Consider the following 24566-nt stretch of genomic DNA (forward strand, 5'->3'; position numbering starts at 1 on the left):
TCAGATATAGTGATCGATCAGCAGCGCGGCGAAGAGCACCGCGAGATGAATGAGGGAGAAACGGAAGGTCTTGCGCGCGAGCGCATCGGAGTAGTTGCGCCAGAGCGCGAAGGCATAGCCGCAGAAACCGATGCTCAGCACCACCGCGACCACGAGGTAGATCCAGCCGCTCATGCGCATCACGAAAGGCATGAGGCAGGCGGCGAACAGCACGAAGGTGTAGAGCAGGATCTGCAGGCGCGTGAACTCGGAGCCGTGCGTGACCGGCAGCATGGGCAGGCCGGACTTGCGGTAGTCCTCCACCCGGTACAGGGCCAGCGCCCAGAAGTGCGGCGGTGTCCAGAGGAAGATGATGAGGAACAGGATCAGCGCCTCGGGCGACACCACGCCGGTCATCGCGGCCCAGCCCAGCACCGGCGGCATGGCGCCCGAGGCGCCACCGATCACGATGTTCTGCGGCGTGAGCGGCTTGAGGATCACGGTGTAGACCACCGCGTAGCCCACGAAGGTGGCGAAGGTGAGCCACATGGTCAGCGGGTTGACCCAGAGGTAGAGCACGGCCGAACCGGCGACGCACAACACGGCCGAGAAGGTGAGTGTCTTGCCGTTGGTGAGCTGGCCCTTGGCGGTGGGGCGCCAGGCGGTGCGCTTCATCTTCGCGTCGATGTGCTGCTCGACCACGCAGTTGAAGGCCGCGGCGGCACCAGCCACCAGCCAGATGCCGAAGCAGGCGATGGCCGCGAGCTGCACCTGGGCCCAGGTGGGTGCGCCGGGCACGGCCAGCACCATGCCGATGAGGGCGCAGAACACGATGAGCTGGATCACGCGCGGCTTGGTCAGCGCGTGGTACTGGCGCCAGACCGAGGGCAGCGCGGCGGCAACAGGAGGGGTGGGCGCGGTGCTCATCGGATCGGTGTGGACAGGTGCAGGGAAGTGGCGGACGAAGCGGCATCGCGCTGGCGGGCGCGGCGCGTGCCGCAGAGCGCGCCGGTGAGCACGATCACCAGCGCGGCCGCGCCGCCGGTGTGGCCCACGGCGGCCAGCAGCGGCCAGTCGAGCACCACGTTGGTCAGGCCGCTGGCGAACTGCCAGGCGGCCAGCAGGAGCAGCGCGCGCGCGGCGGGTCGCATGCCGTCCACCGACCACAGGCGCCAGCCCAGCCAGAGCATGGCGGCCAGCACGAGGTAGGCCATGAGGCGGTGCACGTAGTGGATGGCGGTCAGCGCGGGAAAGGTGATGAGTTCGCCGGTGTGGTTCTGGCCCAGCTCGCGCCAGAGCGTGAAGCCCTCGCGGAAGTTCATCGCCGGCCACCAGCTGCCCTGGCAGGTGGGAAACTCGCCGCACACCAGCACGGCGTAGTTGGTGCTGACCCAGCCACCGAGGGCGATCTGCAGCCACAGCAGCACGAACACCGCGCCCAGCGCCCAACGCAGGCGGCCCGGCAGCGGCACGGGCCCGGTGTGGCCCGGCTCGGCCAGCGCGTAGCCCACCGACTGCGCGCGCAACAGCGCGAGCAGCCCCAGGCCGCCCAGCAGGTGCAGCGTGACGATGGCGGGGAACAGCTTCATGGTCACGGTCAACGCGCCGAACGCGCCCTGCAGGCAGACCCACACCAACGTGACCAGCGGCCACACGTAGGACACGCTCAGGCGCCTGCGCTCGACCCAGCTGACCATGGAGAGCACCAGGATCAGCACGCCCACGGCGGTGGCGAGGTAGCGGTGGATCATCTCGATCCAGGCCTTGGAGAAGGTGACCGGGCCGTGCGGCATGGCTTCCTGCGCGGCCGCGATCGAGGTGCTCGCGCCCACCGGACTCACGCTGCCGTAGCAACCTGGCCAATCGGGACAGCCCAGGCCGGAGTCGGTGAGGCGCGTGAAGGCACCGAACAGCACGAGGTCGAAGGTGAGGAAGAGCGTGATGAGCGTGAGCACCCGCAAGCGGTGCGCGGGCGGCGCATGGCGGTTGCGCAGCCACACCCAGGCCAGCGGCCCGAGCGCGATCACCACGCCCAGAAGCATCAGGCGCGCCACCGGCGCGAGGTCGTACAGGGGTTGGGCGTCCATGTCAGTTCGCGGGGCGACCTTCCTTGTCCCAGGACGAGGAGGCGCGCAGCAGGCGGTCCAGGTCGCGCTTGGCCTGCTTGGGGTCGAGCTTGGCGGGGAAACGCATCATCCAGTTGCCCAGCGGATCGACGACGTACAGGTGGTCCTCGATCTTCTGACCGGGCGCGGGCTGAAGCCAGCCGGCCACGGCCTGCGGGTCCACCTGCAGCACGACGGCGGGGGCCGTGGCCTTCTGCAGTGGCTCGGGCAGCGCGGCGTCCCCGGTGCGCAGCCAGACCCAGTCCAGCCGGTCCTTTTCGCGGCCCAGGGTTTCGCGCAGCTGGCGCTGCAGGTACAGATGCTCCACGCAGGCGTCGTTGCAGGCGCTGTCGGCCACGCTCACGAGCAGCCACTGGTCCTTGAGGCTGCTCATGGGGACGGCGCGGCCTTGTGCGTCGGTGCCGGTCCAGGCCGGCAGCGGGCGCTGGGGATCGATCAGCTCGCCGTAGTTCTGCCGGCCTTCGGGGCGCACCACGTAGTACATGAAGTACGACGCGATGACCGGCGCGGCGCACACCAGCATCAGGCCCAGCATCTTCCAGCGGCCCTTGCGCGTGCTGGCCGCCGCGTCCGCGCTGGCCTGGTCCAGTTGCGGCAGGCTGTGCACGGTCAGGGTCAGGGGTTCATCGGGCGTCTGTGCCATGGGATCTGCGCTTTCGGCGGGGGGAGAGGATTTGGAACCAGAGATAGAGGAAGCCCGCGAGGGCACACAGGGCGAACCACTGGAAGGCATAGCCGTGGTGCTTCTGCACGTCGATCGCGACGCGCGGCCACTCGCGCAGCAGGCCATCGGCGGCGGCATCGGTCTGCAGCACGGACACCGCCAGCAAGGGCAGCCCGGTTTCCTGCGCGAACGCCGCAAGGTCGATATTTTGCCGGATCACCCCCGTGCCCGCCGCGCCGAGCTCGTATAGCTTGCCGGGCGGGGGGGCCAATCGGCCTTCCAGCCGCACCAGGCCCGCCGGGGTGGGGACCTCGGGCACGCGGTTGCGGTCGGTGAAATCGCGCGGCACCCAGCCGCGCTGCACCAGCACCACGCGCTCGCTGCCCTCGAGCCGCAGCGGCGTCACCACGAAGAAGCCCACCCGCGTGTTCATCTGCCGGTTGTCCAGGAACACGGTGCGCCCGGGCACCCAGGTGCCGCTCAGGCGCACGGGGCGGTGCACGCCAGCCGTGGCATCGGCGGAATCCAGAAGTTCTTGCGTGTCCCAGGCGGCCAACCCGCCGCGCTCGTTGATCTGCGCCTGCAAGGCCAGTTTCTGCGCCGCGCGATCGAGCTGCCACAGGCCCAGCGAGGCCGTGGCCGCCATGGTGAGCGCGGTCGCGGCGGTCACAATCCAGAAACGCCAGGTGGAGCGCCGCATGGTCAAGCCACCCTGGCCCGGGCACGGATAATGGAGCGCATGAAGTACCTGGTCATCGCGGCATTCGTTGCCATCATTGGAAGTCTCGCCGCCGCCCTGGTGTACATGATGCGCGGCGGCAGCGACACCGAGGAGGACGGCACGCCGCGCAAGAACCACATGGCGCGCGCGCTGGCGTTTCGGGTCGGTTTTTCCATCCTGCTCTTCGTCGTGGTGCTCATCAGCTACCTGATGGGCTGGATCCAGCCCACCGGCCTGCCGCTGCGCGGCTAGAACCGTCGGGCCCCTTCAGCAAAAAAGCGCCGGAAGGCGCTTTTTTGTGGCAGTTGCCCGAGGAAGGTGGACGCACCACCCAACCCAATCACATCCAGTAGACGAGGATGTACAGGCCCAGCCACACCACGTCCACGAAGTGCCAGTACCAGGCCGCGCCTTCGAAGCCGAAGTGGCGCTGGGCCGTGAAGTGACCCTTCTGCAGGCGCAGGGTGATGAACAAGAGCATCAGCATGCCGACGAACACGTGGAAGCCGTGGAAACCGGTGAGCATGAAGAAGGTGGAGCCGAACACGCCCGAGGAGAGCTTGAGGTTCAGGTCGGCATAGGCGTGGGCGTACTCATAGCCCTGCACGAACAGGAAGACGATGCCCAGCAGCACGGTCACCCACATGAAGGCGATGGTCTTGCCACGGTTGCCGACCTGCAGCGCGTGGTGGGCAATGGTCAGCGTCACGCCCGAGGTCAGCAGCAGCGCGGTGTTGATGGTGGGCAGCCAGAACGGGCCCATGGTCTGGAAGGGCTCGACGATGCCACCGGGCGAGGCGGTGGCACCGGCCTGCAGGCTGGGCCAGACGGCCGAGAAGTCGGGCCAGATCAGCGCGTTCTCGATGTTGCCCAGCGCCGGCACGGAGTGCGTGCGCGTCCACCACAGGGCGGTGAAGAAGGCGCCGAAGAACATCACCTCCGAGAAGATGAACCAGCTCATGCTCCAGCGGTACGACAGGTCGATCTTGTGGCCATACATGCCGCTTTCGCTTTCACGCACCGACTCGCTGAACCACTGGAACAGCACGAACAGCCAGAACACCAGGCCGAACGCCAGCGAATACGCGCCCCAGCCGTGGCCGTTGATCCACTGCCCGGCACCCAGGATGACGAAGAAAAGGCCGATGGCGGCCATCACCGGATGGCGCGAGGGTCCAGGGACGAAGTAGTAGGGCGTCGTGCCGTGGGTTGCTGCTGACATGCTCACTCCTGTTGTGCTTTCGCTTGTATCTAATGTCAAAAATCAAAAATCGTCTCGGGTCGCCGTGTCTCAGCCGACGACCCAGTTCACCACCACGATCAGCACCGCCACGAACAGGATCGCCATGCCCACGCCCACCGCCATCAGGTGCAGCGGATTGAGCTTGGCGATGTCCTTCTGGTAGTCGGCGTTGCGGCGCACGCCGAGAAAGCCCCAGGCCACGGCCTTGACCGTGTCGATGAAAGAGCCCTTGCGTTGATGAGCAGGTGTGGGTGTGGTCATACGTCCCCCGTGGGTTTGAGCGTGGCCGGGCTTTGGGCCTGCGGCGCGTCATCGGTCGGCGCGGCCGGCACCTTGCCGCCCACCTCGAAGAAGGTGTACGACAGGGTGATGGTGGACACGTCCTTGGACAGCCGGGGATCGATGACGAAGGCCACCGGCCATTCTTTCTTCTCTCCGGCCTGCAGGGTGTACTGCGTGAAGCAGAAGCACTCGAGCTTGTTGAAGTGCGCGGCCGCCTGTTTGGGGGCGTAGCTGGGCACCGCCTGTGCCGCCATCGTGCGGTTCTGGATGTTCTGGAACTCGTACATCACCGTGGTGAGCTCGCCCGGATGCACCTGCAGCGAGCGCACGGCCGGCTTGAAGTGCCAGGGGCCGCGGGCGTTCGTGTCGAATTCGACGGTGATGGTGCGCGTGCGGTCCACCTGCGTGTTCGCAGGCAGGCTCGCGGCACCGGGCACACGCAGTTCCGACACCGCCAGCACGTTGATGCCCAGGGCCTCGCAGATATGCCGGTAGATCGGCACCAGCGCGTAGCCGAACGCGAACATGCCCAGCGCGATCACGCAGAGCTTGCCCACCATCTTGAGGTTTTCGCGCTGAACGGCCATGGTCAGAAGCCCAGCAGGAAGCGTTTGCCCACGAAGCCGAGGAAGAACACCACGGCCACGGACGCGAGGATCAGGCCCAGGCGGCGGTTGTTCTTCTTCTGTTCGGGTGTCATGACGTTGGCAGACATGGCGTGAAAAGGCTTAGCCGATCACCTTGGTGGCGGTCGCGTCGAGCTTGGGCGGGTTTTCGAAGGTGTGGAACGGTGCCGGCGACGGCACTTCCCACTCCAGGCCCACGGCGCCTTCCCAGGGGTTCTGGGGGGCCTTCTCGCCCTTGCCGCGCATGGCGGGCACGACCACGGCCAGGAAGAAGTACACCTGCGCCAGACCGAAGCCGAACGCGCCCACCGAGGCGATCGCGTTGAAGTCGGCGAACTGCATCGGGTAGTCGGCGTAGCGGCGGGGCATGCCGGCCAGACCCAGGAAGTGCATCGGGAAGAAGGTGATGTTGAACGAGATCATCGACCACCAGAAGTGGATCTTGCCGCGCGTTTCGCTGTACATCACGCCGGTCCACTTGGGCAGCCAGTAGTAGATGCCCGAGAACATGGCGAACAGCGAGCCGGCCACCAGCACGTAGTGGAAGTGGGCCACCACGTAGTAGGTGTCCTGCATCTGGATGTCGATCGGCGCGACCGACAGGATCAGGCCGGTGAAGCCACCGATGGTGAACACGAAGATGAAGCCGACGGCCCACAGCATGGGGGTCTCGAAGGTCATCGAGCCCTTCCACATGGTGGCGATCCAGTTGAAGATCTTCACGCCCGTGGGCACGGCGATCAGCATGGTGGAGTACATGAAGAACAGCTGGCCCGTCACCGGCATGCCGGTGGTGAACATGTGGTGGGCCCACACGACGAAGGACAGGATGGCGATGGAGCCGGTGGCGTACACCATGGAGGCGTAGCCGAACAGCTTCTTGCGCGCGAAGGCGGGCACGACCTGGCTCACGATGCCGAAGGCCGGCAGGATCATGATGTAGACCTCGGGGTGGCCGAAGAACCAGAAGATGTGCTGGTACATCACCGGGTCGCCGCCGCCGGCGGGGTTGAAGAAGCTGGTGCCGAAGTGGCGGTCGGTCAGCGTCATGGTGATGGCGCCGGCCAGCACGGGCATCACGGCGATCAGCAGGTAGGCGGTGATGAGCCAGGTCCAGCAGAACATGGGCATCTTCATCAGCGTCATGCCGGGTGCGCGCATGTTCAGGATGGTCACGATGATGTTGATCGAGCCCATGATCGAGGACGCGCCCAGGATGTGCATGGCGAAGATGCCGGCGTCCATCGAGGGGCCCATCTGCAGCGTCAGCGGCGCGTAGAGCGTCCAGCCGGCGGCGGGTGCGCCGCCGGGCATGAAGAACGAGGCCACGAGCATGATGGCCGCGGGAATCATCAGCCAGAAGCTGAAGTTGTTCATCCGCGCGAAGGCCATGTCGGACGCGCCGATCTGCAGCGGAATCATCCAGTTCGCGAAGCCCACGAAGGCCGGCATGATGGCGCCGAACACCATGATCAGGCCGTGCATGGTGGTGAGCTGGTTGAACAGCTCGGGGTTCACCAGCTGCAGGCCGGGCTGGAACAGCTCGGCGCGGATCAGCAGGGCCAGCACGCCGCCCACCATCAGCATGGTGAAGGCGAACAGCAGGTACAGCGTGCCGATGTCCTTGTGGTTGGTGGCGTAGACCCAGCGGCGCCAGCCCGTGGGGGCATGGTGGTCGTGGTGATCGTCGTGGCCGTGTGCGTCGTGGTGGTCAAGAACTGCACTCATGGTCGATTCCTTTGAGACTCAATGTTTTTCTGTCAACAGATCACTTGCGGGCGGCCAGCACTTCGGCCGGCTGCACGATCTGTTCGGTCTTGTTCGACCAGTTGTTCTTGGCGTAGGTCATGACCGCGGCCAGCTCGGTGTCGGACAGCTGCTTCCAGGCCGGCATGGCGCCGCCTGCCGCACCGTGCAGCAGCACATTGATCATCTTGGCGTGGTCGGTGTCGGTCACGATCGCGGAGCCATCGAGGGGCTTGATCGGGCCGGCGCCCTTGCCGTTGGCCTGGTGACAGGCCGCGCAGTTGGCGGCGTAGACGGACTCGCCGCGCTTGACCAGGTCGGCCAGCGTCCAGACCTTGCTCGGGTCATCGGCGGCAGCGGCCATGGCCTTCTGGCGCTCGGTCACCCAGGCGGTGTATTCCTCGGCCGACACCACCTTCACGTGGATCGGCATGTAGGCGTGCTCCTTGCCGCAGAGTTCGGCGCACTGACCGTAGAAGTCGCCGGTCTTCTCGGCGCGGAACCAAGTGTCGCGCACGAAGCCGGGAATCGCATCCTGCTTGACGCCGAAGGCCGGCACCATCCAGGCGTGGATCACGTCGTTGGCGGTCGTGATGATGCGCACCTTCTTGTTCACGGGCACCACGAGCGGGTTGTCCACCTTGAGCAGGTAGTCGTCCGTGGCTTCGGGCTTGCCGCTGTTGGACATCACGCGCTGGTTGTTGTCCAGGGTGGAGAGGAAACCGATGCCCTCGCCCTCGCCCTTGATGTAGTCGTAGCCCCACTTCCACTGCATGCCCGTGGCCTTGATGGTCAGGTCGCTGTTGGTGGTGTCCTTCTGGGCCACCAGCACCTTGGTGGCGGGCAGGGCCATGCCGATGACGATGAGCAGCGGGACGATGGTCCAGCCCAGCTCCACCCAGATCGGCTCCGGCAGCTCCTGGGCCTTGTGCCCGGCCGCCTTGCGGTGCTTCAGGATGGAATAGAACATCACGCCGAAGACGATGACGAAGATGACGGCGCACAGGACCATCATGAACCAGTGCAGCCAGTGCTGCTCCTCGGCGATGCGGGTCACCGGGGGGTGGAAGTTCAGCTGGTTGACCGCCGGGCCGCCAGCGAGGTCCTTGACCGCCTGAGCAGCGACCGTGGACCAGGCGCCTGCGCCCAAGGCCAGCGTGGTTGCCACGGCGCGGATCGTGGCCCACCGGTTTCGCAGGGAATGCACCTTTTTATTCGTCGTACTCACTTTAAGCGCCTCAAATATAAGTATTGATTTATATCAATGCCGATTAGAACAAATTTTCCGGGCACACCTACCCAAAACCCCACCATCACGCGCCACGCAAGGCCTGGCGTATCTCCCGCGCCAGCACCGGCCGCAGTTCGGGGCGCAGAAAGCGCCCCACCCTCACCGACTGGCCGCCGCAGCGGAGTTCGACCATCTGGTCGTCTTCTCCCCGCGGCTCCACCTGCACCCACTCACGGGCGAACTCGCACCGCTTCGTCCGTCCCGCCATCTCCTGCTCCACCACCAGCCGGCCTTCCAGCAAGCGGATGCGTTCGCCGTCGGTGGCGTGGCGGGCATAGGCCAGAAAGGCCACCGCCACCACGATCAACTCCAGCACCGCGAAAGGCAGCACCAGCGTTGCACCTTGCGACCAGAAGAATCCGGCCACACCCAACGACACGACACACATGGAGGCATAGAGCCATCCCAGTTGTGCGGGCGTGACCGAACAGTTGCGCTTCAGCGACCACTCCATGCCTTGTTCAGACTCGGTCGCGAAACGATGAGCGTTGCAGGTAAGGTTCACCACCCACCACCGGTTCAAGCCGCGCTGCGCCCGAAGGCGCGCGCGTTGACGCAGGGAAAATCCCCTTGAAACTTGGATCGCCTCCAATTGTAGCGGCGAGAAGGGTGCCGCCCGGCTGCAAAGCCGCCCCATCCGACTCGGACAATGCGGTATCTCCAGGCGAGAAACGGCCCGCCGCCAGCCCGGCTCAGCCCCTGCGGCCCCGCAGCATGGCACGCATGTCTTCCATCGGCACCGTCGTCGCAGGCCCCATGGGCACTCGCGGCGTGGGCTTGAAGGCGTGGCCGTAGATGATTTCGAAGGTCAGCAGCAGCCGGCCGTCGGCCGCGCGCGGCAGGCCCGTTTCGATCGCCTCGCACAGCCGCGCACGCCAGCCCCGCGACCGACAGGCGGCAAACCGGCCCGAATGAAGGTTGCGGCCCAGGCTGCGCAGCTCGGCCAGCAAGGGTTCCGCCCCACTGTACGAGAGGGTGATGCGCTCCATGTCCATCACCGGCTCGGCAAACCCGCTGTGCACCAGCATGTCGCCCCAGTCGTGCATGTCGGTGAAGGCGTGGGCCGGCTCGGGCCAGCCTTGTGCCGCGTACACCACGCGCAGTTCGCGCAGGCTGTCCGGCCCCAGGCAGGAAAACATCAGGAAGCCGTTGGTCTCGATGTGTGCGTTCCAGCGCTTGAGCAGCGTTTGCGGCCGTGGCTCGGTGTGCAAGGCCATGTTGGCCCAGAGCATGCCCACCCGGGTGTCGGCGTTCGCCGCCTGCGGGCCTCGGCTGCGCCCCCAGTTCAGGGGGTTCCAGCCCGGCCCGCCCCCTTCCCGGGTGGCCTGCAAGGCCTCGGGCAGGCGCTGTGCGGCCACGTGGCAGGGCGCGTCGGGCAACTGAGACCGGAGCTGCTGGTGCGCGAGCAGCCCGCCGCCCACGGGCTCCCAGTGCATCCAGCTGGCGGGCGGCTCGCGGAACCATTTCAGGCGTTCGGCCATGCGCGAGGCCACCTCTTCGTGCAGCCACGGACTGGTCGTCGCGGCGCGTTGCTGCCAGCGCAGGGCCGCGACCGGGTCCATGTCGGGCACGGGGGTTTCAGTGGGGGTGGAGGTGTTCAAACGGGATGCCGGCGGGCGGGACAACAAGGCCGCGCCAGTATATTGGCCCCATGCTCAACCCCTGGCGCACGCTCTGGAATTCCCTGCCCGGCACCTGCCAGGTCTGCGGCGCCTGGCCATCGAGCGCGGTGTGCGAGGCCTGCGCGGCGCGGTTCCAGGACGAGGCGCCCCGCTGCACGGCGTGTGCCGACCGCGTGCCCGTGGACGTGCCGCTGTGTGGGGCCTGTCTCACCCGGCCCACGCCGGCCGCGCTGCACGCCTGCGCGGCGGCTGTGGACTATGCCTACCCTTGGGACGGCCTGATCGCCCGCTTCAAGTTCCGCCAGGAGCCTGGCTGGGCCGGGCCTTTCGCGCGGCGGATGCTGCAGGCACCGCAGGCCGGCGCCCTGCTCTCGTCATGCAACCTCCTCGCCCCTGTGCCACTCACCCCGGCGCGCCTGGCCGGGCGCGGCTACAACCAGGCCTGGGAGCTGGTGAAAGCCCTGCGGCGCGCGAGCACGCCTGCCGCCCGGGCGCCGGCCCTGGCCGAGGCGCTGGTCCGCCTGACCGAGACCCCCGACCAGCACAGCCTGCCCCGTGAGCAGCGCCTGCGCAACCTGCAAGGCGTGTTCGCCGCCCACCCGTTGCACGCGCCCCGGCTGCACGGCCGGCACGTGCTGCTGGTGGACGACGTGACCACCACCGGCGCCACGCTGCAGGCAGCGGCCCAGGCCTTGCTGCAGGCAGGGGCGGTCCGGGTCAGCGCGCTGGTGTTCGCGCGCACGCCAGCGCGGTAAGCTCGCCCGCCACCATGTTCCACATCGTCCTCGTCCAACCTGAAATCCCGCCCAACACCGGCAACGTGATCCGGCTCAGCGCGAACACCGGGTGCACCCTGCACCTCATCGAGCCCCTGGGCTTCTCCATGGATGACCGCCACATGCGCCGCGCGGGGCTCGACTACCACGAGTACGCCGATCTGCGCCGCCACGCGGACTGGGCCAGCTTCCTGCAGACCGAAGCACCGGACCCGCAGCGCATGTTCGCCTTCACCACCCGGGGCAGCCACAGCGTGTTCGACAACACCTTCCAGGCCGGCGACTGGCTGGTGTTCGGCTCCGAGACGCGGGGGCTGCCCGACGCGCTGCGCGAGTCCTTTGCGCCCACGCAGCGCCTGCGGCTGCCCATGGTGCCTGGCCAGCGCAGCCTCAACCTGTCGAACGCCGTGGCGGTGACCGTGTTCGAGGCCTGGCGCCAGCGGCAGTTTGCGATGCCGGTTCCGTGACGCAGGTCACGCAAGTGGCGCACGGCATAGATCACATCGCGCGCGAAACGCGCAACATAGGCTTGCCAACCTGATCGGGACCGCGCGGCTCCACACCCTGTGGGCGGCGGCCCGATCGCCACTCTGCGCATCACGGACCGCCTGCATGGAGACCGCCCTGATTTCTGTCCTCACCCGGATCTTCCGCGTGAACCTCGCGTCTCGACAGCGCGCGCCCAAGAGCCCCAGCCTCAAGGAGTTGGCGCGCATCCGGCGCCATCTCGAGCGCAGCATCGAGGACTGCCCCGGCACACCCGCGATCCGGCTGCGCAAACAGATCGATCAGGCCCACACGCCGCAGGAACTCTGGCTGCTGCGCAACGACGCGTACCAGCTCATCTCGCAGCGGCACAACCAGTCGGTCGCCGCCGAGCGCATCAACCGGCTGATTCAGTACTTCGAAGGCTGGCTCGAGCCCAAGCAGCTCATCCGCATCAAGTAGGCCGGCCTGCCCGCGCGCTCAGGGGTACTGGCGCACCAGCGATTCGGCGAAGCACACCGGCTTGTCGGCCCCCTCGCGCTCCACCACCACGCCCCAGGTCATCTGCTGCCCACCCTGTTCGATGGACTCGATGGCCTGCAGCGTCAGGCGCGCGCGCAAACGGCTGCCCACCGGCACCGGCGCGGTGAAGCGCACGCGGTTCAGGCCGTAGTTCACCCCCATGCGCGTGTTCCGGATATCGAAAGAGGACTCGAAGAACACCGGCAGCAAGGACAGCGTGAGAAAGCCGTGCGCGATCGGCCCACCGAACGGCCCGGCCTTGGCGCGTTCCACGTCCACGTGGATCCATTGGTGGTCGCCAGTGGCCTCGGCGAAGCGGTTGACCTGCTCCTGGGTGATCACCACCCATTCGCTGACGGCCACTTCCTGGCCCACGCAAGCCGCCAGATCGGCCAGGGATTCAAAGGTTTTCATGCGAGCCACTGTATCGCCGGCCCCGCGCCGCGCATGTCGGGCCGGCGACACGGCACCGCCGGGTGTCAGCGATCAAGCCACTCGCAGATGCCCTGCCACTGCTTGAGGTCCTTCTCGACCCGGCTGGGCGTGACGTCGAACAGCGTGAGCCCGCGCGCCGCGAGGTGCACGTAGTTCTGCGTGTCGCGCAAGGCGCCCAGCACGGGCAGGCCCAGCCCGGTCACGAACTCGCCGAGCTTGTCGGCCGCGATGGTGCGCATGTCCACCCGCATGCCCACGATGCCCACCTGCAGCTGGCCCGCACGGCGGGACTCGGCCAACTCATCGATGAAGGCGCGCGTGGCGTAGATGTCGAAGATGCTGGGCTGCAACGGCACCAGCACCTTGTCGGCGATCTTGAGCACGTCCTTGAAGCGCCAGCCATGCAAACCAGCGGGGGTATCGAGCACCACGTGGGTGACGTCCTTGGGCGGCCGCGCGATCAGGTCCTGCGAAACCTCCCAGGTCTGGATCGGCCGGGCCTCGGGTGGGCGCAGGCGCAGCCAGAGGGCCGACGACTGCTGGCGATCGGCATCGCCCAGCATGACCGAGTGACCCTGGCGGGCAAAGTAGCCGGCGACGTTGGTCGACAGCGTGGACTTGCCAACGCCTCCTTTGGGATTCGCAACCACCACGATGGGCATGAAAAGCTCCTTTGTGTGCGGGACGCCCCACACGGACAGCGTGATGGGGAGGGGGGTATCGGGCGCTATGTTATCGCCACCGCGTCCCACACCAGTTTGCAACCGGTCAGGAACATCCCCACATAGATGAGCCGGTAGAACAGCTGAGGCTCGATGCGCTTGGCAATGTAGACCCCGAGCCAGACCCCGAACGGGGCGAACGGCAGCAGCGCCAGCGAGGTCGCCATGTTGCGCAGATCGAGCAGACCGAGCCAGGCGTACGGCACCCATTTGGCGAGGTTGACGAAGAAGAACAGGTAGGCCAGCGTGCCGGTGAAGACCGCTGGCGACAGACGCATCGGGATCACGTAGGCGTTGAGCGGCGGCCCACCGGCGTGCGCCACGAAGCTCGTGAAACCCGAGGTCACCGTGAGCAGCGCACCCACCCAGCGCGGCGGCGGCGCGCTGTCGGGGCGCGGCGGAAACAGCAGGCGCTGCGCCAGGAACACCAGGGTGAACACGCCCACCATGCCCGCCACCACGCGAGAATCGAGCCATTTGAAAAGCAAGGCCCCGACCACGAGGCCGACCAGGCTGCAGGGCACGAGGAACATCAGCAGGCGGCGGTCGAAGTTCTTGCGGAAGGCCGCCATGCCCAGCAGGTCCATCAGCAGCAGCACCGGCATCAGGATGGCGGCGGCCTGCGGCACCGTGACCGCCAGCGCCATCAAGGGCACGGCCAGGGAACCAAAGCCGGCGCCAAAGCCGCTCTTGCTGATGCCCAGCAGGAGCACCGCGGGAATCGCGACGAGGTAGAACGAGGGATCGGTGATGAGCGGGAAGTTCAAGCGCGCGATTGTCGCCGCAGGCGAATGCCCTTGCCTCCCGCCCGGCGAGAATCGGCGCATGCACAACATTCAGTTCTGGGGCGAGACCCTGCGCCTGCTGGTCGAGCTGGCGGCCACGGTGGCCTTTGCACTCTCCGGCATCCTCATGGGCGCGCGCATGCGGCTGGACGCCGTGGGCGTGGCGGTGGTGGGCTTCCTGGCCGCCTTCGGCGGCGGCACCCTGCGCGACCTGTTGCTCGATCAGCGCCCGTTCTTCTGGGTGCGCCACGTCGAGCTGCTCTGGGGCGTGCTCGGGCTGTGCGTGCTCGCCATGGTGTTCCTGCGCGGGCGCCACATGAAGCTCACCGAGCGCGCCATCCAGTGGCCCGATGCGCTGGGCCTGGGCCTGTTCACCGCCACCGGCGTGCACCAGGCCTTGCTGCTGAACATGCCGGCGCTGGTGGCCGTGCTCATGGGCCTGATCACCGGCGTGTTCGGTGGCGTGCTGCGCGACGTGGTCTGCAACGAGATCCCCACCGCCTTCAAGGACCACCGCCCCTATGCGCTCTGCGCCTTCGCCGGTGGCTGGCTTTACGTGGGACTGTGGGAGATCGAGGCCCCGGGCTGGATCGCCCTGGTGGCCTGCGTGGTGTTCACGGCCGGCCTGCGAGGCCTGGCCCTGTGGCGCAACTGGCAGCTTCCCGCGTGGAAGTTGTAGGCCCCCACGCTCCGCCGCTGCGCGGGTCGCAGCCCCCCGAGGGGGCTGAGCCCGGCCTTGGGGCGGCCCGGCGGCGGGCTCGCCCTCAGACCTTTTCGATCACGAGCGCGATGCCCTGGCCCACGCCAATGCACATGGTGCACAGCGCGTAGCGGCCACCGGTGGCGTGCAGGCGGTTGACCGCCGTGGTCGCCAGCCGCGCGCCGCTGGCGCCCAGCGGGTGGCCCAATGCGATCGCACCGCCCCAGGCGTTCACGCGCTCGTCGTCGTCCTTGAGCCCCAGCATGCGCAGCACCGCCAGGCCCTGCGCGGCAAAGGCCTCGTTGAGCTCGATCACGTCCAGCTGCTCCAGCTTCAGCCCGGTGAGCGCCAGCACCTTCTGTGTGGCCGGCGCCGGGCCAATGCCCATCACGCGCGGCGCCACGCCGGCCGTGGCCATGCCCACGATGCGCGCCTTGGGCGTCAGGCCGTTCTTCGCCGCCGTGGCCTCGTCGGCCAGCAGCAGCGCGCAGGCGCCGTCGTTCACGCCACTGGCGTTGCCTGCCGTCACCGTGCCATCGGGGCGCACCACGCCCTTGAGCTTGGCCAGCGCTTCCAGGCTGGTCTCGCGCGGGTGTTCGTCCTTGTCCACCACCAGCGGATCGCCCTTCTTCTGCGCGATGGTCACCGGCGTGATCTCGCGCGCGAGGTGGCCCGCCTTCTGCGCGGCCACGGCCTTGAGCTGGCTGGCCAGCGCCATGCGGTCCTGCGCCTCGCGCTCGATCTTGTAATCGGTCGCCACGTTCTCGGCCGTCTCGGGCATGGAGTCCACGCCGTACTGGGCCTTCATGAGCTTGTTGACGAAGCGCCAGCCGATGGTGGTGTCGTAGACCGCGTTGGCGCGGCTGAAGGCGCTCTCGGCCTTGGGCATCACGAAGGGCGCGCGGCTCATGCTCTCCACGCCGCCGGCGATCATCAGGCCGGCTTCACCGGCCTTGATGGTGCGCGCGGCCGAGCCCACGGCGTCCAGGCCGGAGCCGCACAGGCGGTTGATGGTGGCGCCGGGCAGCTCCAGCGGCAGGCCGGCGAGCAGGCCGGCCATGCGCGCGACGTTGCGGTTGTCTTCGCCGGCCTGGTTGGCGCAGCCAAAGAGGATGTCGGCCACGGCGGCCCAGTCCACGCCGGGGTTGCGCTGCATCAGCGCCTTGAGCGGGATCGCACCGAGGTCGTCGGCACGCACGCTGGAGAGGGCGCCGCCGTAGCGGCCGAAGGGGGTGCGAATCGCGTCGCAGATGAAGGCTTGGTTCATGTGTGTTCTCCTCAGGTCAACCTGCGACTGTACCCAAGCCGGGCGCAGGGGTGCGCGGCATGCGGGAGAATCCCCGCACCATGTTCAGCCCATCCCAAGCCGACGTGCGGCGCTTCTTCTGCGCCGTTCACCAGAAACAGTTGCTGCAACAACCCATGGAGGCCATCGAAACCCTGGCCGGCCAATGGATCGCCGAGCACAGCGAGTACCACGCCGAACTGTCCGACGTGGACGCGGCCCTGGCGCGCCTGGGCGAGCCCGACAGCGGCCGCGACAACCCCTTCCTGCACCTGTCCATGCACCTGTCCATCAGCGAGCAATGCAGCATCGACCAGCCCCCGGGCATCCGCCAGGCGGTGGAGCTGCTGGCCGCGCGGCGCGGCGACCTGCATGTGGCGCACCACGAGGTGATGGAGTGCCTGGGCAGCATGCTCTGGGAAAGCCAGCGCGCGGGCCGGCCACCCGACGGGCAGGCCTACATCGACGCGGTGCGGCGCAGGGCCACGCGGGACTGACCACAAAAAAAGCCGCTCGATGAGCGGCTTTCTTGATGGGTGGCGGCAGGTCAGCGGAAGCGCGATTGCGGCACGACCTTGAGTTCACCGTCCACCGTGGACAGGTACTTGGCGATCTCGCGCATTTCGGCCGGGGTGTACTGCTTGGCGATGCCGGCCATGATGCCGTTGGAGCGGCCGATCATGTTGTTGCCTTCGACCGTGTAGGCCTTGAGCGCGAAGAACAGGTAGTCGGCGTGCTGGCCGCCGATCTTGGGGTAGCTCGGGTCGATCGGCTTGCTGAAGTTGGCGCCGTGGCAGGAGGCGCAGGCGCCCTTCTCGATCAGCGCGGCGGCCGCGGTGCTGGCGGTGCGGGGCGCTTCGGGGGCGGCCTTGTCGGCCTGCGACGCGTAGTAGGCGCCCAGATCGGCCATGTCCTGCTCGCTCAGCGAGCCCGCGATGCCGCGCATGGTGGGGTGCTTGCGGTCGCCCTTCTTGTAGGCGTGGAGCGCCGCCACGATGTACTTGTCCGACTGGCCCGAGATCTTGGGGACCTTGTGGATCTCGGGGAAGCTGTTCTGGTAGCCGACGATGCCGTGGCAACCGATGCACATTTCGGCCTTCTTGTGGCCGGCTTGCACATCACCCGTGACGCCCTGGGCCTGGGCAGCGAGAGCGACGGAGAGGGTCGCAGCGGCGACAAGGGTGCGGGCGATCGTGGACAACATTGGAATCATTTTGCAAGCACAATGAATGGAACCGGCTGAGAAAATCAACCCCTGATTATATAGACTGGTCCTCAGCCCCGGCCACACCCCCGCCAACCTTCGCACAAGGCGCTTTTTCATGAAATTCCAAGGTTCCGAGAATTACGTTGCCACGCAAGACCTGATGCTGGCGGTGAACGCCGCCATCACCCTCAAGCGCCCGCTGCTCGTCAAGGGCGAGCCTGGCACCGGCAAGACCATGCTCGCCGAGGAAGTGGCCGGGGCGCTCAAGCTGCCGCTGCTGCAGTGGCACATCAAGAGCACCACCAAGGCGCAACAGGGCCTGTACGAGTACGACGCGGTGAGCCGCCTGCGCGATTCGCAGCTGGGCGACGAGCGCGTGAAGGACATCCACAACTACATCGTCAAGGGCGTGCTGTGGCAGGCCTTCACGGCGGACGAGCCGGTCGCGCTGCTGATCGACGAAATCGACAAGGCCGACATCGAGTTCCCCAACGACCTGCTGCGCGAACTCGACCGCATGGAGTTCTACTGCTACGAAACGCACGAGATGATCCGCGCCAAGCACCGCCCGCTGGTGTTCATCACCTCCAACAACGAGAAGGAACTGCCCGACGCCTTCCTGCGCCGCTGCTTCTTCCACTACATCAAGTTCCCCGACGCCGAGACCATGCAGCGCATCGTGGACGTGCACTTCCCCAAGCTCAAGAAGGAACTGCTGGCCGCGGCCATGAAGACCTTCTACGACGTGCGCAACCTGCCCGGCCTGAAGAAGAAGCCCAGCACCTCCGAGCTGCTGGACTGGCTCAAGCTGCTGATGGCCGAGGACATCCCGCTCGAAGCCCTGCAGAGCGCCGACAGCAAGGTCAGCGTGCCGCCGCTGGTGGGCGCGCTGCTCAAGAACGAGCAGGACACCACGCTCTTCGAGAAGCTGGTCTTCATGAACCAGCGCAACCGCTGAGCCCGCCATGGACAAGCAGACCCGCAATGCATTCAAGGAAGGCCTGGCCGATGCGTCGGGCTTCGTCATCGGCTCGCTGGCCGGCTGGGCCCTGGGCAAGCAGCTGGGCCTGGACTTCTTCGCCGCGCCCGATGCCTTCGGCTGGCGCGAGATGGCCGGCCTGGGCCTGATCGCCCTGGGCTGCGGCGTCGGCAAGCTGGTGGCCCGGCGCCTGATCGCGCCGCCACCGCCTCCCTCACCCTGATTTCCACGCCATGGCCTTCGTCGAACCCCTCACCCTGCGCGCCAACGGCCTTGCCCTGGTGCCGCTCGCGCTGGACCACGAGCAGGGGCTGCGCGCGGCCGCCGCCGACGGCGAGCTCTGGAAGCTGCGCATCACCTCGGTGCCCGAGCCCGGGCAGACGCGCGCCTACATCGAAACCGCGCTGCAGATGCGCGCCGAGGGCCACCGCTTTGCCTTCGCCGTGACCGACGAGGCCAGCGGCCGGGTGCTGGGCAGCACCAGCTACCACGACATCCTGCCGGCGGTGAAGCGGGTGGAGATCGGCTACACCTGGTACGCCCAGAGCGTGCAGCGCACCCACGTGAACACCACGTGCAAGCTGCTCATGATGGGCCACGCCTTCGACACGCTGGGCTGCCACGTGGTGGGCTGGCGCACCGACAATTACAACTTCGCCTCGCAGCGCGCGATCGAGCGGCTGGGCGCGAAAAAGGACGGCGTCATCCGCGGCCACGCCCTGCGCCGCGACGGCACCATCCGCGACACGGTGATGTACAGCATGCGCTCGGGCGAATGGCCCGAGGCCAAGGCCCAGCTGCTGTACCTGCGGGACATGCACGCCTGACGAACCCGGGAGATCGCCATGCTGATCGATTTCTTCTACACCCTGCGTTCGGCCAAGCTGCCGGTCTCCGTCAAAGAGTACCTGACGCTGCTCGAAGCGCTGCAGGCCGACGTGGTGGGACCGCGCAACCCAGAGGCCTGCTCCATGGACGACTTCTACTTCCTGGCGCGCACCGCGCTGGTGAAGGACGAGAAGCACTACGACAAATTCGACCGCGCCTTCGCCGCCTACTTCAAGGGCGTGGAGATGATCGCGGACTTCACCAAGCCGATCCCGGCCGACTGGCTGCGCCAGGAGATGGAGCGCATCCTCTCCGAAGAGCAGAAGGCCAACGCGCCGAAGATGGACTGGGACGAGCTCATGGAGACGCTGCGCAAGCGCCTCGAAGAGCAGAAGGAACGCCACGAGGGCGGCAGCAAGTGGATCGGCACCGGCGGCACCTCGCCGTTCGGCCACAGCGGGCAGAACCCGCAGGGCATCCGCATCGGTGGCAAGGGCGGCAACAAGACCGCCGTGAAGGTGTGGGAGCAGCGCGCCTACCGCGACTACGACGACACGCAGGAACTGGGCACGCGCAACATCAAGGTCGCGCTGCGCCGCCTGCGCAAGTTCGCGCGCGAAGGCAACGACCTCGAACTCGACCTGCCCGACACCATCCGCGCCACCGCCGCGAACGCCGGCTACCTGGACATCAAGATGATCCCGGAGCGGCACAACAACGTGAAGGTGCTGCTGCTCATGGACGTGGGCGGCACCATGGACGAACACATCCAGCGCGTGGAGGAGCTGTTCTCGGCGGTCAAGAGCGAGTTCAAGCACCTGGAGTTCTACTACTTCCACAACTGCGTCTACGACTTCATGTGGAAGAACAACCGCCGCCGCTACGCGGAGAAGTTCCCGACCTGGGACATCATCCGCAAGTACAACAAGGACTACAAACTCATCTTCGTCGGCGATGCCACGATGAGTCCTTACGAAATATTGCAACCTGGCGGCAGCGTGGAATACAACAACGAGGAGGCCGGCGCCGAGTGGCTGCAGCGCCTCACGCACGCGTTTCCGAAGTTTGCGTGGATCAACCCGGAACCCCAAGGGGTGTGGCAGTATCGACAGAGCATCAGCGTGATTCAGCAGCTGATGGGCCAGCGCATGTACCCGCTGACCTTGAAGGGGCTTGAAGACACGATGCGCCTGCTCTCGAAATAACGGCCGAATGACCTTTTCCTTTCCTGGCCATGCCCGCCGGGCATGGCCTTTCCTGTTGTGCGCGACCCTGCTGTGGCCGCTCGCCGCCCGCGCCCAGGACGACACGGATGCCGACGTGCCGCGTCCGCCGCGCGAGGCGCGCACGCCAGCCGGCGCGCGCTTCGAGATCGACATGCAGGCGCCCAGCGAGGCCATGCGCGACTTCCTGTTGCGCCACATGGAGGTGCAGCGCTACCGCGAACTGCGCAGCCTCGAAGCCAACGAACTGAGCCGCCTGCTGGCCCAGGCACCGGCCAACGTGCGCGAACTGCTGGCCACGCTCGGCCATTTCTCGCCCCAGGTCGAGGTGATCCCGCCCCCCGGGCTGGGCGAGGTGGCCGCCGCCACGAGCGATGGTGATCGCACCACCAGCCCCGCCTCGCTGGGCACCATCACCGTGAAGGTCGATCCCGGCCCGGTCACGCAGGTGGCCTCGGTCACGGTGTCCTTCGTGGGCGACATCGCCACCGCGCCCGAGGCCGAGGCGCAGCGCGCCGACATCGAGCGCGAGGCCGGCCTGATCACCGGCCTGCCCTTCTCGCAGGCCGACTGGGACCGCGCCAAGACCGCCGCGCTGCGGCGGCTGATCGCCCAGCGCTACCCCTCGGGCCGGATGCAGAACAGCCTGGCCGACATCGACACCCAGGCGCACCAGGCCCGGCTCTACATCGAACTCGATTCGGGCAAACCCATGCGCATGGGCGAGGTGGTGGTGCAAGGGGCCGAGCGCTACGACGCCGTGACCGCCGAGCGCCTGGTGCGCCTGACCGGCCTCACGCCCGGTAGCGACTACGACCTCGAGAAACTGCAGGACGCGCAACGCCGCATCGCCGAGAGCGGCTACTACGACTCGGTTTTCGTCTACGCCGAGACCTCGACCGACGGACAGACCCTGCCGGTGATGGTGCAGCTGCGCGAGAGCAAGCGGCAGAAGGTCGTGATCGGCATTGGCGGCAGCACCGACAACGGCGCTCGCCTGTCGCTGGAACACACGCACAACAGCGTGCCCGGCATCGGCTGGCGCGCGGTCAGCAAGCTGCAGCTGGAGCGCGACGACCAGCTCGCCAGCACCGACTGGAGCTCGATCCCGAACGACGACGGCTGGCGCAAGATCGCCGGCGCGCAGCTGGCCAAACAGCTCGACGACTTCACCACCACCAGCAGCCAGCGCCTGCGCGTGGGCCAGACGCAGCTGGGCGTCGAATACGACCGCAGCTTCTACCTGCAGTACGACCGCGCCCATGTGAAGAGCAGCCTGCTGTCCGCCGCGGCGCAGCAGGAAGCCAGGTCCGCCGTCAGCGCCAACTACGCGTGGACGCGGCGCCGCTTTGACGACCAGGTGTTTCCCAACCGCGGCTATGGCCTCGCGGTGGAACTGGGGGTGGGCTACACGCTGGGCAGCAGCCGCCAGCCCTTCACCCGCACGCAGGCGCGCTGGCTCACCTACTGGCCACTCGGTGCGATCGCCCGGGCCGCCGACCCGGTGCCCGGCCAGCCGCGCGACGTGAGCACGCCGTCGCGGCGCACGCAGCTGGGCCGCCTGGCCTTGCGCGTGGAAGGCGGTGCGGTGGTGGCGCGCGACTCGGCCCCCATTCCGGACACGCAGCTGTTCATCACCGGCGGCGACAACACCGTGCGCGGCTACGGCCTGCGCGACATCGGTGTGCCGCGCGCCGACGGCAGCATTGGGCCCGGCCGCTACAAAGGGGTGGTGAGCCTGGAGTGGCAGCGCCCCATCTTCAACGCCGACCAACGCTCCAACTGGGAAAACGTGCTCTTCATCGACGGCGGCGCCATCGCCAACAAGGCCGGCGACCTCAAGCCGGTGTGGGGTGTGGGCACCGGCATCCGCTACAACAGCCCGGTCGGCCCGCTCCAGCTGGACCTGGCCTATGGCCTGGAGGTCAGGCGTTTCCGCATCCACCTCAATGTGGGCTTCACGTTCTGATCGGCGCATGAACAGCGACAACGATCCCGACCGCATCGCCCCCCCGCCCTCGCGCATCGGCCGCGTGGTGCGCTGGGTGTTCGGCGGCCTGGCGGTGCTGGTGTTGCTGGTCCTGCTCGGCGTCGGCCTGTGGGCCGCCTCGCCCGGCTCGCTGGCCCAGGCCATCGGCTGGGGTCAATCGTTCATGGCCCGGCAGGGGCCGCAGGCCGGCACGCTGGAAGTGGCCGGTGTGCAGGGCAGCCTGCTGCGAGGCGGCCAGATCACGCAGTTGCAATGGGCGCGCGACGGCCTGAGCGTGCAGGCCAGCGACACGCGCATCGGCCTGAGCAACTGGTTCTGGGCCGACGCCGTGCTCGGGCGCGGCGTGCGCCTGTCGCAGCTCGACATCGGCCGCCTGCAGATCGACGACCAGCGCCCGCCCACGCCATCGGCCCCACCCGAGCCTCTGCAACCCATTACCCTGCCCCTGCCGGTCACCCTGCCCTGGTCGATCGGTGAACTGGTGCTGGCTGGCGAATCGCCGCTCACCCTCAGCGGCCTGAAAGGCCAGTACCGCTACCGCACGGCCGACCGCGCCTGGAACCTCGGCGTGACCGACGCGCACCAGTTCGACCTGGACAGCGTGGAGGTGGCCGGCGGCCGCTACCAGGCCAAGGCGGTGCTGGGCGCGCAAGCCCCGATGCCCCTGCGCGTGGACGCCAGCGGTGAGGTGCGCACCACCGTGCCGGGCGGTGAGCCCGTGACGCTGCAGGTCATCGCCAAGCTCACCGGCGTGCTGGCCACCACCGACGCCGCGCTCGACGCCAGCGCCAGCGTCAAGGCCACCGGAGGCATCGACCCGGCCCAGGCCCCCACGCTGGATGCCCAGGCCCGCCTGCGCCCATGGTGGCCGCAGCCGATCGAGACCGCCGACGCCACCATGGCCCGCATCGACCTCGCCGCCTTCTGGCCGCAGGCGCCGGTGACGCTGCTCAGCGGCACGGTGAAGGCCCAGCCCCAGGGCGAGGCCTGGCGCGCCGAGCTGAAGCTCACCAACGCCGCCAGCGGGCCGGCCGACCGGCAGCGCCTGCCGCTCGACCGGATCGAGGCCGCGCTCGAACAGCGCGGTGCGCGCTGGACGCTGACGCAACTGGACGCGCAGCTCGGCGGCGGCCGTGTGCAGGGCCAGGGCCAGTGGGAACCCGCCAGCGGCGCGCAGCCCTCGCCGCTGGGCCAGTGGCAGGGCGAGATCCAGGCCCGCCGCATCAACCCGGCCCAGCTCTGGAGCAGCATCGCCCCCGCCGCGCTCGACGGCACCGTCACGGCGCGCACGGTCGACACCGCCATCGACCTGGGCGCGCGCATCCAGCCGTCGGGCACGCAACCCCGGGGCGGCGCCCTGGCCGGCCTGCGGCTGCGCGAACTCGATGTGAAAGGCCGCTGGCGCCCCAGCGCCGACAGCGCCACGCAAGGCGTGCTCGACCTGCGCCAGGCCCGCCTGGGCGTGGCCGACGCCACGCTGGACGGCCAGGGCACGCTCGATACCCTGGCACGCAGCTTCGACGGCCAGTTCGCGCTGCAGCTGCCCGGTGCGCAGGCCCGCTGGAAGGGCAAGGCCGCGCACGCCCAAAGCAGCGGCGACCTGGACCTCAACCTGGACGACGCCAGCCGCGTGCTGGCCTGGGTGAGCAGCCTGCAGACCCTGCCCATCGTGGGCCCGTCGATCCGCACCGCGCTGGACGGCCAGCCGGGCCTGCAGGCCGAAGGCAGCGCCCGGCTCAACGCCGACTGGCAAGGTGGTCTGGGCGTGCTGGGCTACCCGCCGCCGGCGGCCGGCGCCACCCAGGCCGCCCCGCTGCGCCTGCAGCTCGGCCTGGACGCGCCGCGCCTGCGCATCGCGCGCGAGGTGGCCACCGGCGATCCGGCCAACCCCACCAGGGCGCAGGACATCCTTCTCAGCGCGCTCCAGCTGCAGGCCAACGGCCCGCCCGAGCGCCTGGCCCTCACCCTGGCCGGCCGGGCCGAACAAGGCCCCTGGCGCGCCGCCCTCGACACCCAGGGCGTGCTGCAACTGGGCAACGCCCGCCAGCCCGACATCGACACCGGCCGCCTGGAACTCAGCCGGCTGAAACTGCAGGCCACCGACAGCGCGCGGCCCGACCGCACCGTGGAATGGACGCTGGAGAGCACCAACGCGCTGGGCGTGCAATGGCAGGGCGCGCGCGGCGATACGCTGCAGGTGCAGGCCGACGCCGGCCAGCTGCGGCTGCAGCCCGTGTTCCGCCGCCGCGCAGCGCCCGCGTCCCCGGTGGCCGTGTCGGCCGCGGCCGCCGGCCCGGCCGCCCCCCCCCCCCCCCACACCCCCCCCCA

The 24566-nt window shown here is 68.1% G+C and carries 28 protein-coding genes and 1 pseudogene; 12 read left to right on the forward strand and 17 right to left on the reverse strand.

Annotation, left to right across the window (positions count from 1 at the left end):
- From cyoE to AC3WPZ_RS10145, 4 genes are read right to left on the reverse strand one after another with little or no spacing between them, the layout of a single operon-like run.
- Window positions 1–906, reverse strand: coding sequence for a heme o synthase (cyoE, locus tag AC3WPZ_RS10130; RefSeq protein WP_492439405.1), 906 nt, complete (start codon window positions 904–906; stop codon window positions 1–3).
- A complete protein-coding gene (locus AC3WPZ_RS10135) occupies window positions 903–2066 on the reverse strand; it encodes a COX15/CtaA family protein (RefSeq protein ID WP_492439407.1) in 1164 nt (387 codons plus the stop codon). Before AC3WPZ_RS10135 ends, cyoE begins: the two co-directional genes overlap by 4 nt.
- Before the next feature lies 1 nt (window position 2067).
- Complete coding sequence (locus AC3WPZ_RS10140; RefSeq protein WP_382321547.1) at window positions 2068–2748, reverse strand: SCO family protein; 681 nt, start codon at window positions 2746–2748, stop codon at window positions 2068–2070.
- Window positions 2729–3469 (reverse strand): SURF1 family protein, encoded by a 741-nt coding sequence (locus tag AC3WPZ_RS10145; RefSeq protein ID WP_382321549.1) that lies wholly within the window; start codon window positions 3467–3469, stop codon window positions 2729–2731. Before AC3WPZ_RS10145 ends, AC3WPZ_RS10140 begins: the two co-directional genes overlap by 20 nt.
- A gap of 39 nt (window positions 3470–3508) precedes the next feature.
- On the opposite strand from AC3WPZ_RS10145, the gene AC3WPZ_RS10150 reads away from it, so the two are divergent.
- A complete protein-coding gene (locus AC3WPZ_RS10150; RefSeq protein ID WP_137922029.1) occupies window positions 3509–3742 on the forward strand; it encodes a twin transmembrane helix small protein in 234 nt (77 codons plus the stop codon).
- Between the two features lie 88 nt (window positions 3743–3830).
- Here AC3WPZ_RS10150 and AC3WPZ_RS10155 read toward each other — a convergent pair whose 3' ends face one another.
- From AC3WPZ_RS10155 to AC3WPZ_RS10190, 8 genes are all read right to left on the reverse strand, one after another.
- Complete coding sequence (locus tag AC3WPZ_RS10155) at window positions 3831–4712, reverse strand: cytochrome c oxidase subunit 3 (RefSeq protein ID WP_444687273.1); 882 nt, start codon at window positions 4710–4712, stop codon at window positions 3831–3833.
- Window positions 4713–4781: 69 nt separating this feature from the next.
- The gene (locus tag AC3WPZ_RS10160) at window positions 4782–4994 is read right to left on the reverse strand and encodes a DUF2970 domain-containing protein (protein ID WP_291121574.1); all 213 of its coding nucleotides are present in this window, start codon (window positions 4992–4994) and stop codon (window positions 4782–4784) included.
- Window positions 4991–5602: a cytochrome c oxidase assembly protein gene (locus tag AC3WPZ_RS10165; protein WP_366834034.1), complete on the reverse strand. Its 612-nt coding sequence runs from the start codon at window positions 5600–5602 to the stop codon at window positions 4991–4993. Before AC3WPZ_RS10165 ends, AC3WPZ_RS10160 begins: the two co-directional genes overlap by 4 nt.
- Before the next feature lie 2 nt (window positions 5603–5604).
- Window positions 5605–5715 carry a cytochrome oxidase small assembly protein gene (locus AC3WPZ_RS10170; RefSeq protein ID WP_366834041.1) on the reverse strand — a complete coding sequence of 37 codons (111 nt, stop codon included), beginning with the start codon at window positions 5713–5715 and terminating at the stop codon, window positions 5605–5607.
- 28 nt (window positions 5716–5743) lie between these two features.
- Window positions 5744–7369 (reverse strand): cytochrome c oxidase subunit I, encoded by a 1626-nt coding sequence (gene ctaD, locus AC3WPZ_RS10175; protein WP_291121576.1) that lies wholly within the window; start codon window positions 7367–7369, stop codon window positions 5744–5746.
- A 40-nt stretch (window positions 7370–7409) separates the two neighbouring features.
- A complete protein-coding gene (gene coxB / locus AC3WPZ_RS10180) occupies window positions 7410–8564 on the reverse strand; it encodes a cytochrome c oxidase subunit II (protein WP_382163877.1) in 1155 nt (384 codons plus the stop codon).
- A 136-nt stretch (window positions 8565–8700) separates the two neighbouring features.
- Entirely contained in the window at window positions 8701–9132 is a 432-nt protein-coding gene (locus tag AC3WPZ_RS10185; protein ID WP_382321551.1) for a DUF2244 domain-containing protein, read from the reverse strand.
- Window positions 9133–9370: 238 nt separating this feature from the next.
- Window positions 9371–10240: a methyltransferase domain-containing protein gene (locus AC3WPZ_RS10190; RefSeq protein WP_382325713.1), complete on the reverse strand. Its 870-nt coding sequence runs from the start codon at window positions 10238–10240 to the stop codon at window positions 9371–9373.
- Between the two features lie 89 nt (window positions 10241–10329).
- On the opposite strand from AC3WPZ_RS10190, the gene AC3WPZ_RS10195 reads away from it, so the two are divergent.
- The 3 genes from AC3WPZ_RS10195 to AC3WPZ_RS10205 all read left to right on the forward strand — a co-directional run bounded on the left by AC3WPZ_RS10195 (window position 10330) and on the right by AC3WPZ_RS10205 (window position 12024).
- Window positions 10330–11055 (forward strand): ComF family protein, encoded by a 726-nt coding sequence (locus AC3WPZ_RS10195; protein WP_382321553.1) that lies wholly within the window; start codon window positions 10330–10332, stop codon window positions 11053–11055.
- Window positions 11056–11069: 14 nt separating this feature from the next.
- Complete coding sequence (gene trmL / locus AC3WPZ_RS10200) at window positions 11070–11543, forward strand: tRNA (uridine(34)/cytosine(34)/5-carboxymethylaminomethyluridine(34)-2'-O)-methyltransferase TrmL (RefSeq protein ID WP_382321555.1); 474 nt, start codon at window positions 11070–11072, stop codon at window positions 11541–11543.
- A gap of 145 nt (window positions 11544–11688) precedes the next feature.
- A complete protein-coding gene (locus tag AC3WPZ_RS10205) occupies window positions 11689–12024 on the forward strand; it encodes a hypothetical protein (protein WP_382321557.1) in 336 nt (111 codons plus the stop codon).
- Window positions 12025–12042: 18 nt separating this feature from the next.
- Here AC3WPZ_RS10205 and AC3WPZ_RS10210 read toward each other — a convergent pair whose 3' ends face one another.
- From AC3WPZ_RS10210 to AC3WPZ_RS10220, 3 genes are all read right to left on the reverse strand, one after another.
- Window positions 12043–12498 (reverse strand): MaoC family dehydratase, encoded by a 456-nt coding sequence (locus AC3WPZ_RS10210; RefSeq protein ID WP_382321559.1) that lies wholly within the window; start codon window positions 12496–12498, stop codon window positions 12043–12045.
- A 65-nt stretch (window positions 12499–12563) separates the two neighbouring features.
- Window positions 12564–13181 carry a nucleotide-binding protein gene (locus tag AC3WPZ_RS10215; protein ID WP_291121582.1) on the reverse strand — a complete coding sequence of 206 codons (618 nt, stop codon included), beginning with the start codon at window positions 13179–13181 and terminating at the stop codon, window positions 12564–12566.
- Between the two features lie 65 nt (window positions 13182–13246).
- Window positions 13247–14008, reverse strand: coding sequence for a sulfite exporter TauE/SafE family protein (locus AC3WPZ_RS10220; protein WP_291121583.1), 762 nt, complete (start codon window positions 14006–14008; stop codon window positions 13247–13249).
- A gap of 58 nt (window positions 14009–14066) precedes the next feature.
- On the opposite strand from AC3WPZ_RS10220, the gene AC3WPZ_RS10225 reads away from it, so the two are divergent.
- Complete coding sequence (locus tag AC3WPZ_RS10225; RefSeq protein WP_382321561.1) at window positions 14067–14705, forward strand: trimeric intracellular cation channel family protein; 639 nt, start codon at window positions 14067–14069, stop codon at window positions 14703–14705.
- A gap of 85 nt (window positions 14706–14790) precedes the next feature.
- On the opposite strand, the gene pcaF is transcribed toward AC3WPZ_RS10225, so the two are convergent.
- Window positions 14791–15993, reverse strand: a complete 1203-nt coding sequence (pcaF, locus tag AC3WPZ_RS10230; RefSeq protein WP_382328339.1) for a 3-oxoadipyl-CoA thiolase — start codon at window positions 15991–15993, stop codon at window positions 14791–14793.
- Window positions 15994–16073: 80 nt separating this feature from the next.
- Between pcaF and AC3WPZ_RS10235 the strand changes: the two genes are divergently transcribed.
- Entirely contained in the window at window positions 16074–16508 is a 435-nt protein-coding gene (locus tag AC3WPZ_RS10235; protein WP_382154903.1) for a DUF1841 family protein, read from the forward strand.
- Between the two features lie 50 nt (window positions 16509–16558).
- Here the strand turns inward: AC3WPZ_RS10235 and AC3WPZ_RS10240 are convergent, their stop codons facing one another.
- Window positions 16559–17215 (reverse strand): c-type cytochrome, encoded by a 657-nt coding sequence (locus AC3WPZ_RS10240; RefSeq protein WP_382154900.1) that lies wholly within the window; start codon window positions 17213–17215, stop codon window positions 16559–16561.
- Window positions 17216–17333: 118 nt separating this feature from the next.
- On the opposite strand from AC3WPZ_RS10240, the gene AC3WPZ_RS10245 reads away from it, so the two are divergent.
- From AC3WPZ_RS10245 to AC3WPZ_RS10270, 6 genes and pseudogenes are all read left to right on the forward strand, one after another.
- On the forward strand, window positions 17334–18176 hold the full coding sequence (locus tag AC3WPZ_RS10245; protein ID WP_382154897.1) for an AAA family ATPase: 843 nt from the start codon (window positions 17334–17336) through the stop codon (window positions 18174–18176).
- Window positions 18177–18183: 7 nt separating this feature from the next.
- Window positions 18184–18420, forward strand: coding sequence for a hypothetical protein (locus tag AC3WPZ_RS10250; protein WP_382154894.1), 237 nt, complete (start codon window positions 18184–18186; stop codon window positions 18418–18420).
- Between the two features lie 10 nt (window positions 18421–18430).
- Window positions 18431–19024 (forward strand): GNAT family N-acetyltransferase, encoded by a 594-nt coding sequence (locus AC3WPZ_RS10255; RefSeq protein ID WP_382154891.1) that lies wholly within the window; start codon window positions 18431–18433, stop codon window positions 19022–19024.
- Window positions 19025–19042: 18 nt separating this feature from the next.
- Window positions 19043–20230 carry a vWA domain-containing protein gene (locus tag AC3WPZ_RS10260; protein WP_382321565.1) on the forward strand — a complete coding sequence of 396 codons (1188 nt, stop codon included), beginning with the start codon at window positions 19043–19045 and terminating at the stop codon, window positions 20228–20230.
- Window positions 20231–20237: 7 nt separating this feature from the next.
- Complete coding sequence (locus AC3WPZ_RS10265; protein WP_492434321.1) at window positions 20238–22217, forward strand: autotransporter assembly complex protein TamA; 1980 nt, start codon at window positions 20238–20240, stop codon at window positions 22215–22217.
- Between the two features lie 7 nt (window positions 22218–22224).
- Window positions 22225–24566, forward strand: a pseudogene (locus AC3WPZ_RS10270) (hypothetical protein); the annotation flags it as partial.

The organism is Hydrogenophaga sp. FW305-3-2-15-A-LB1 (genome assembly GCF_058787875.1).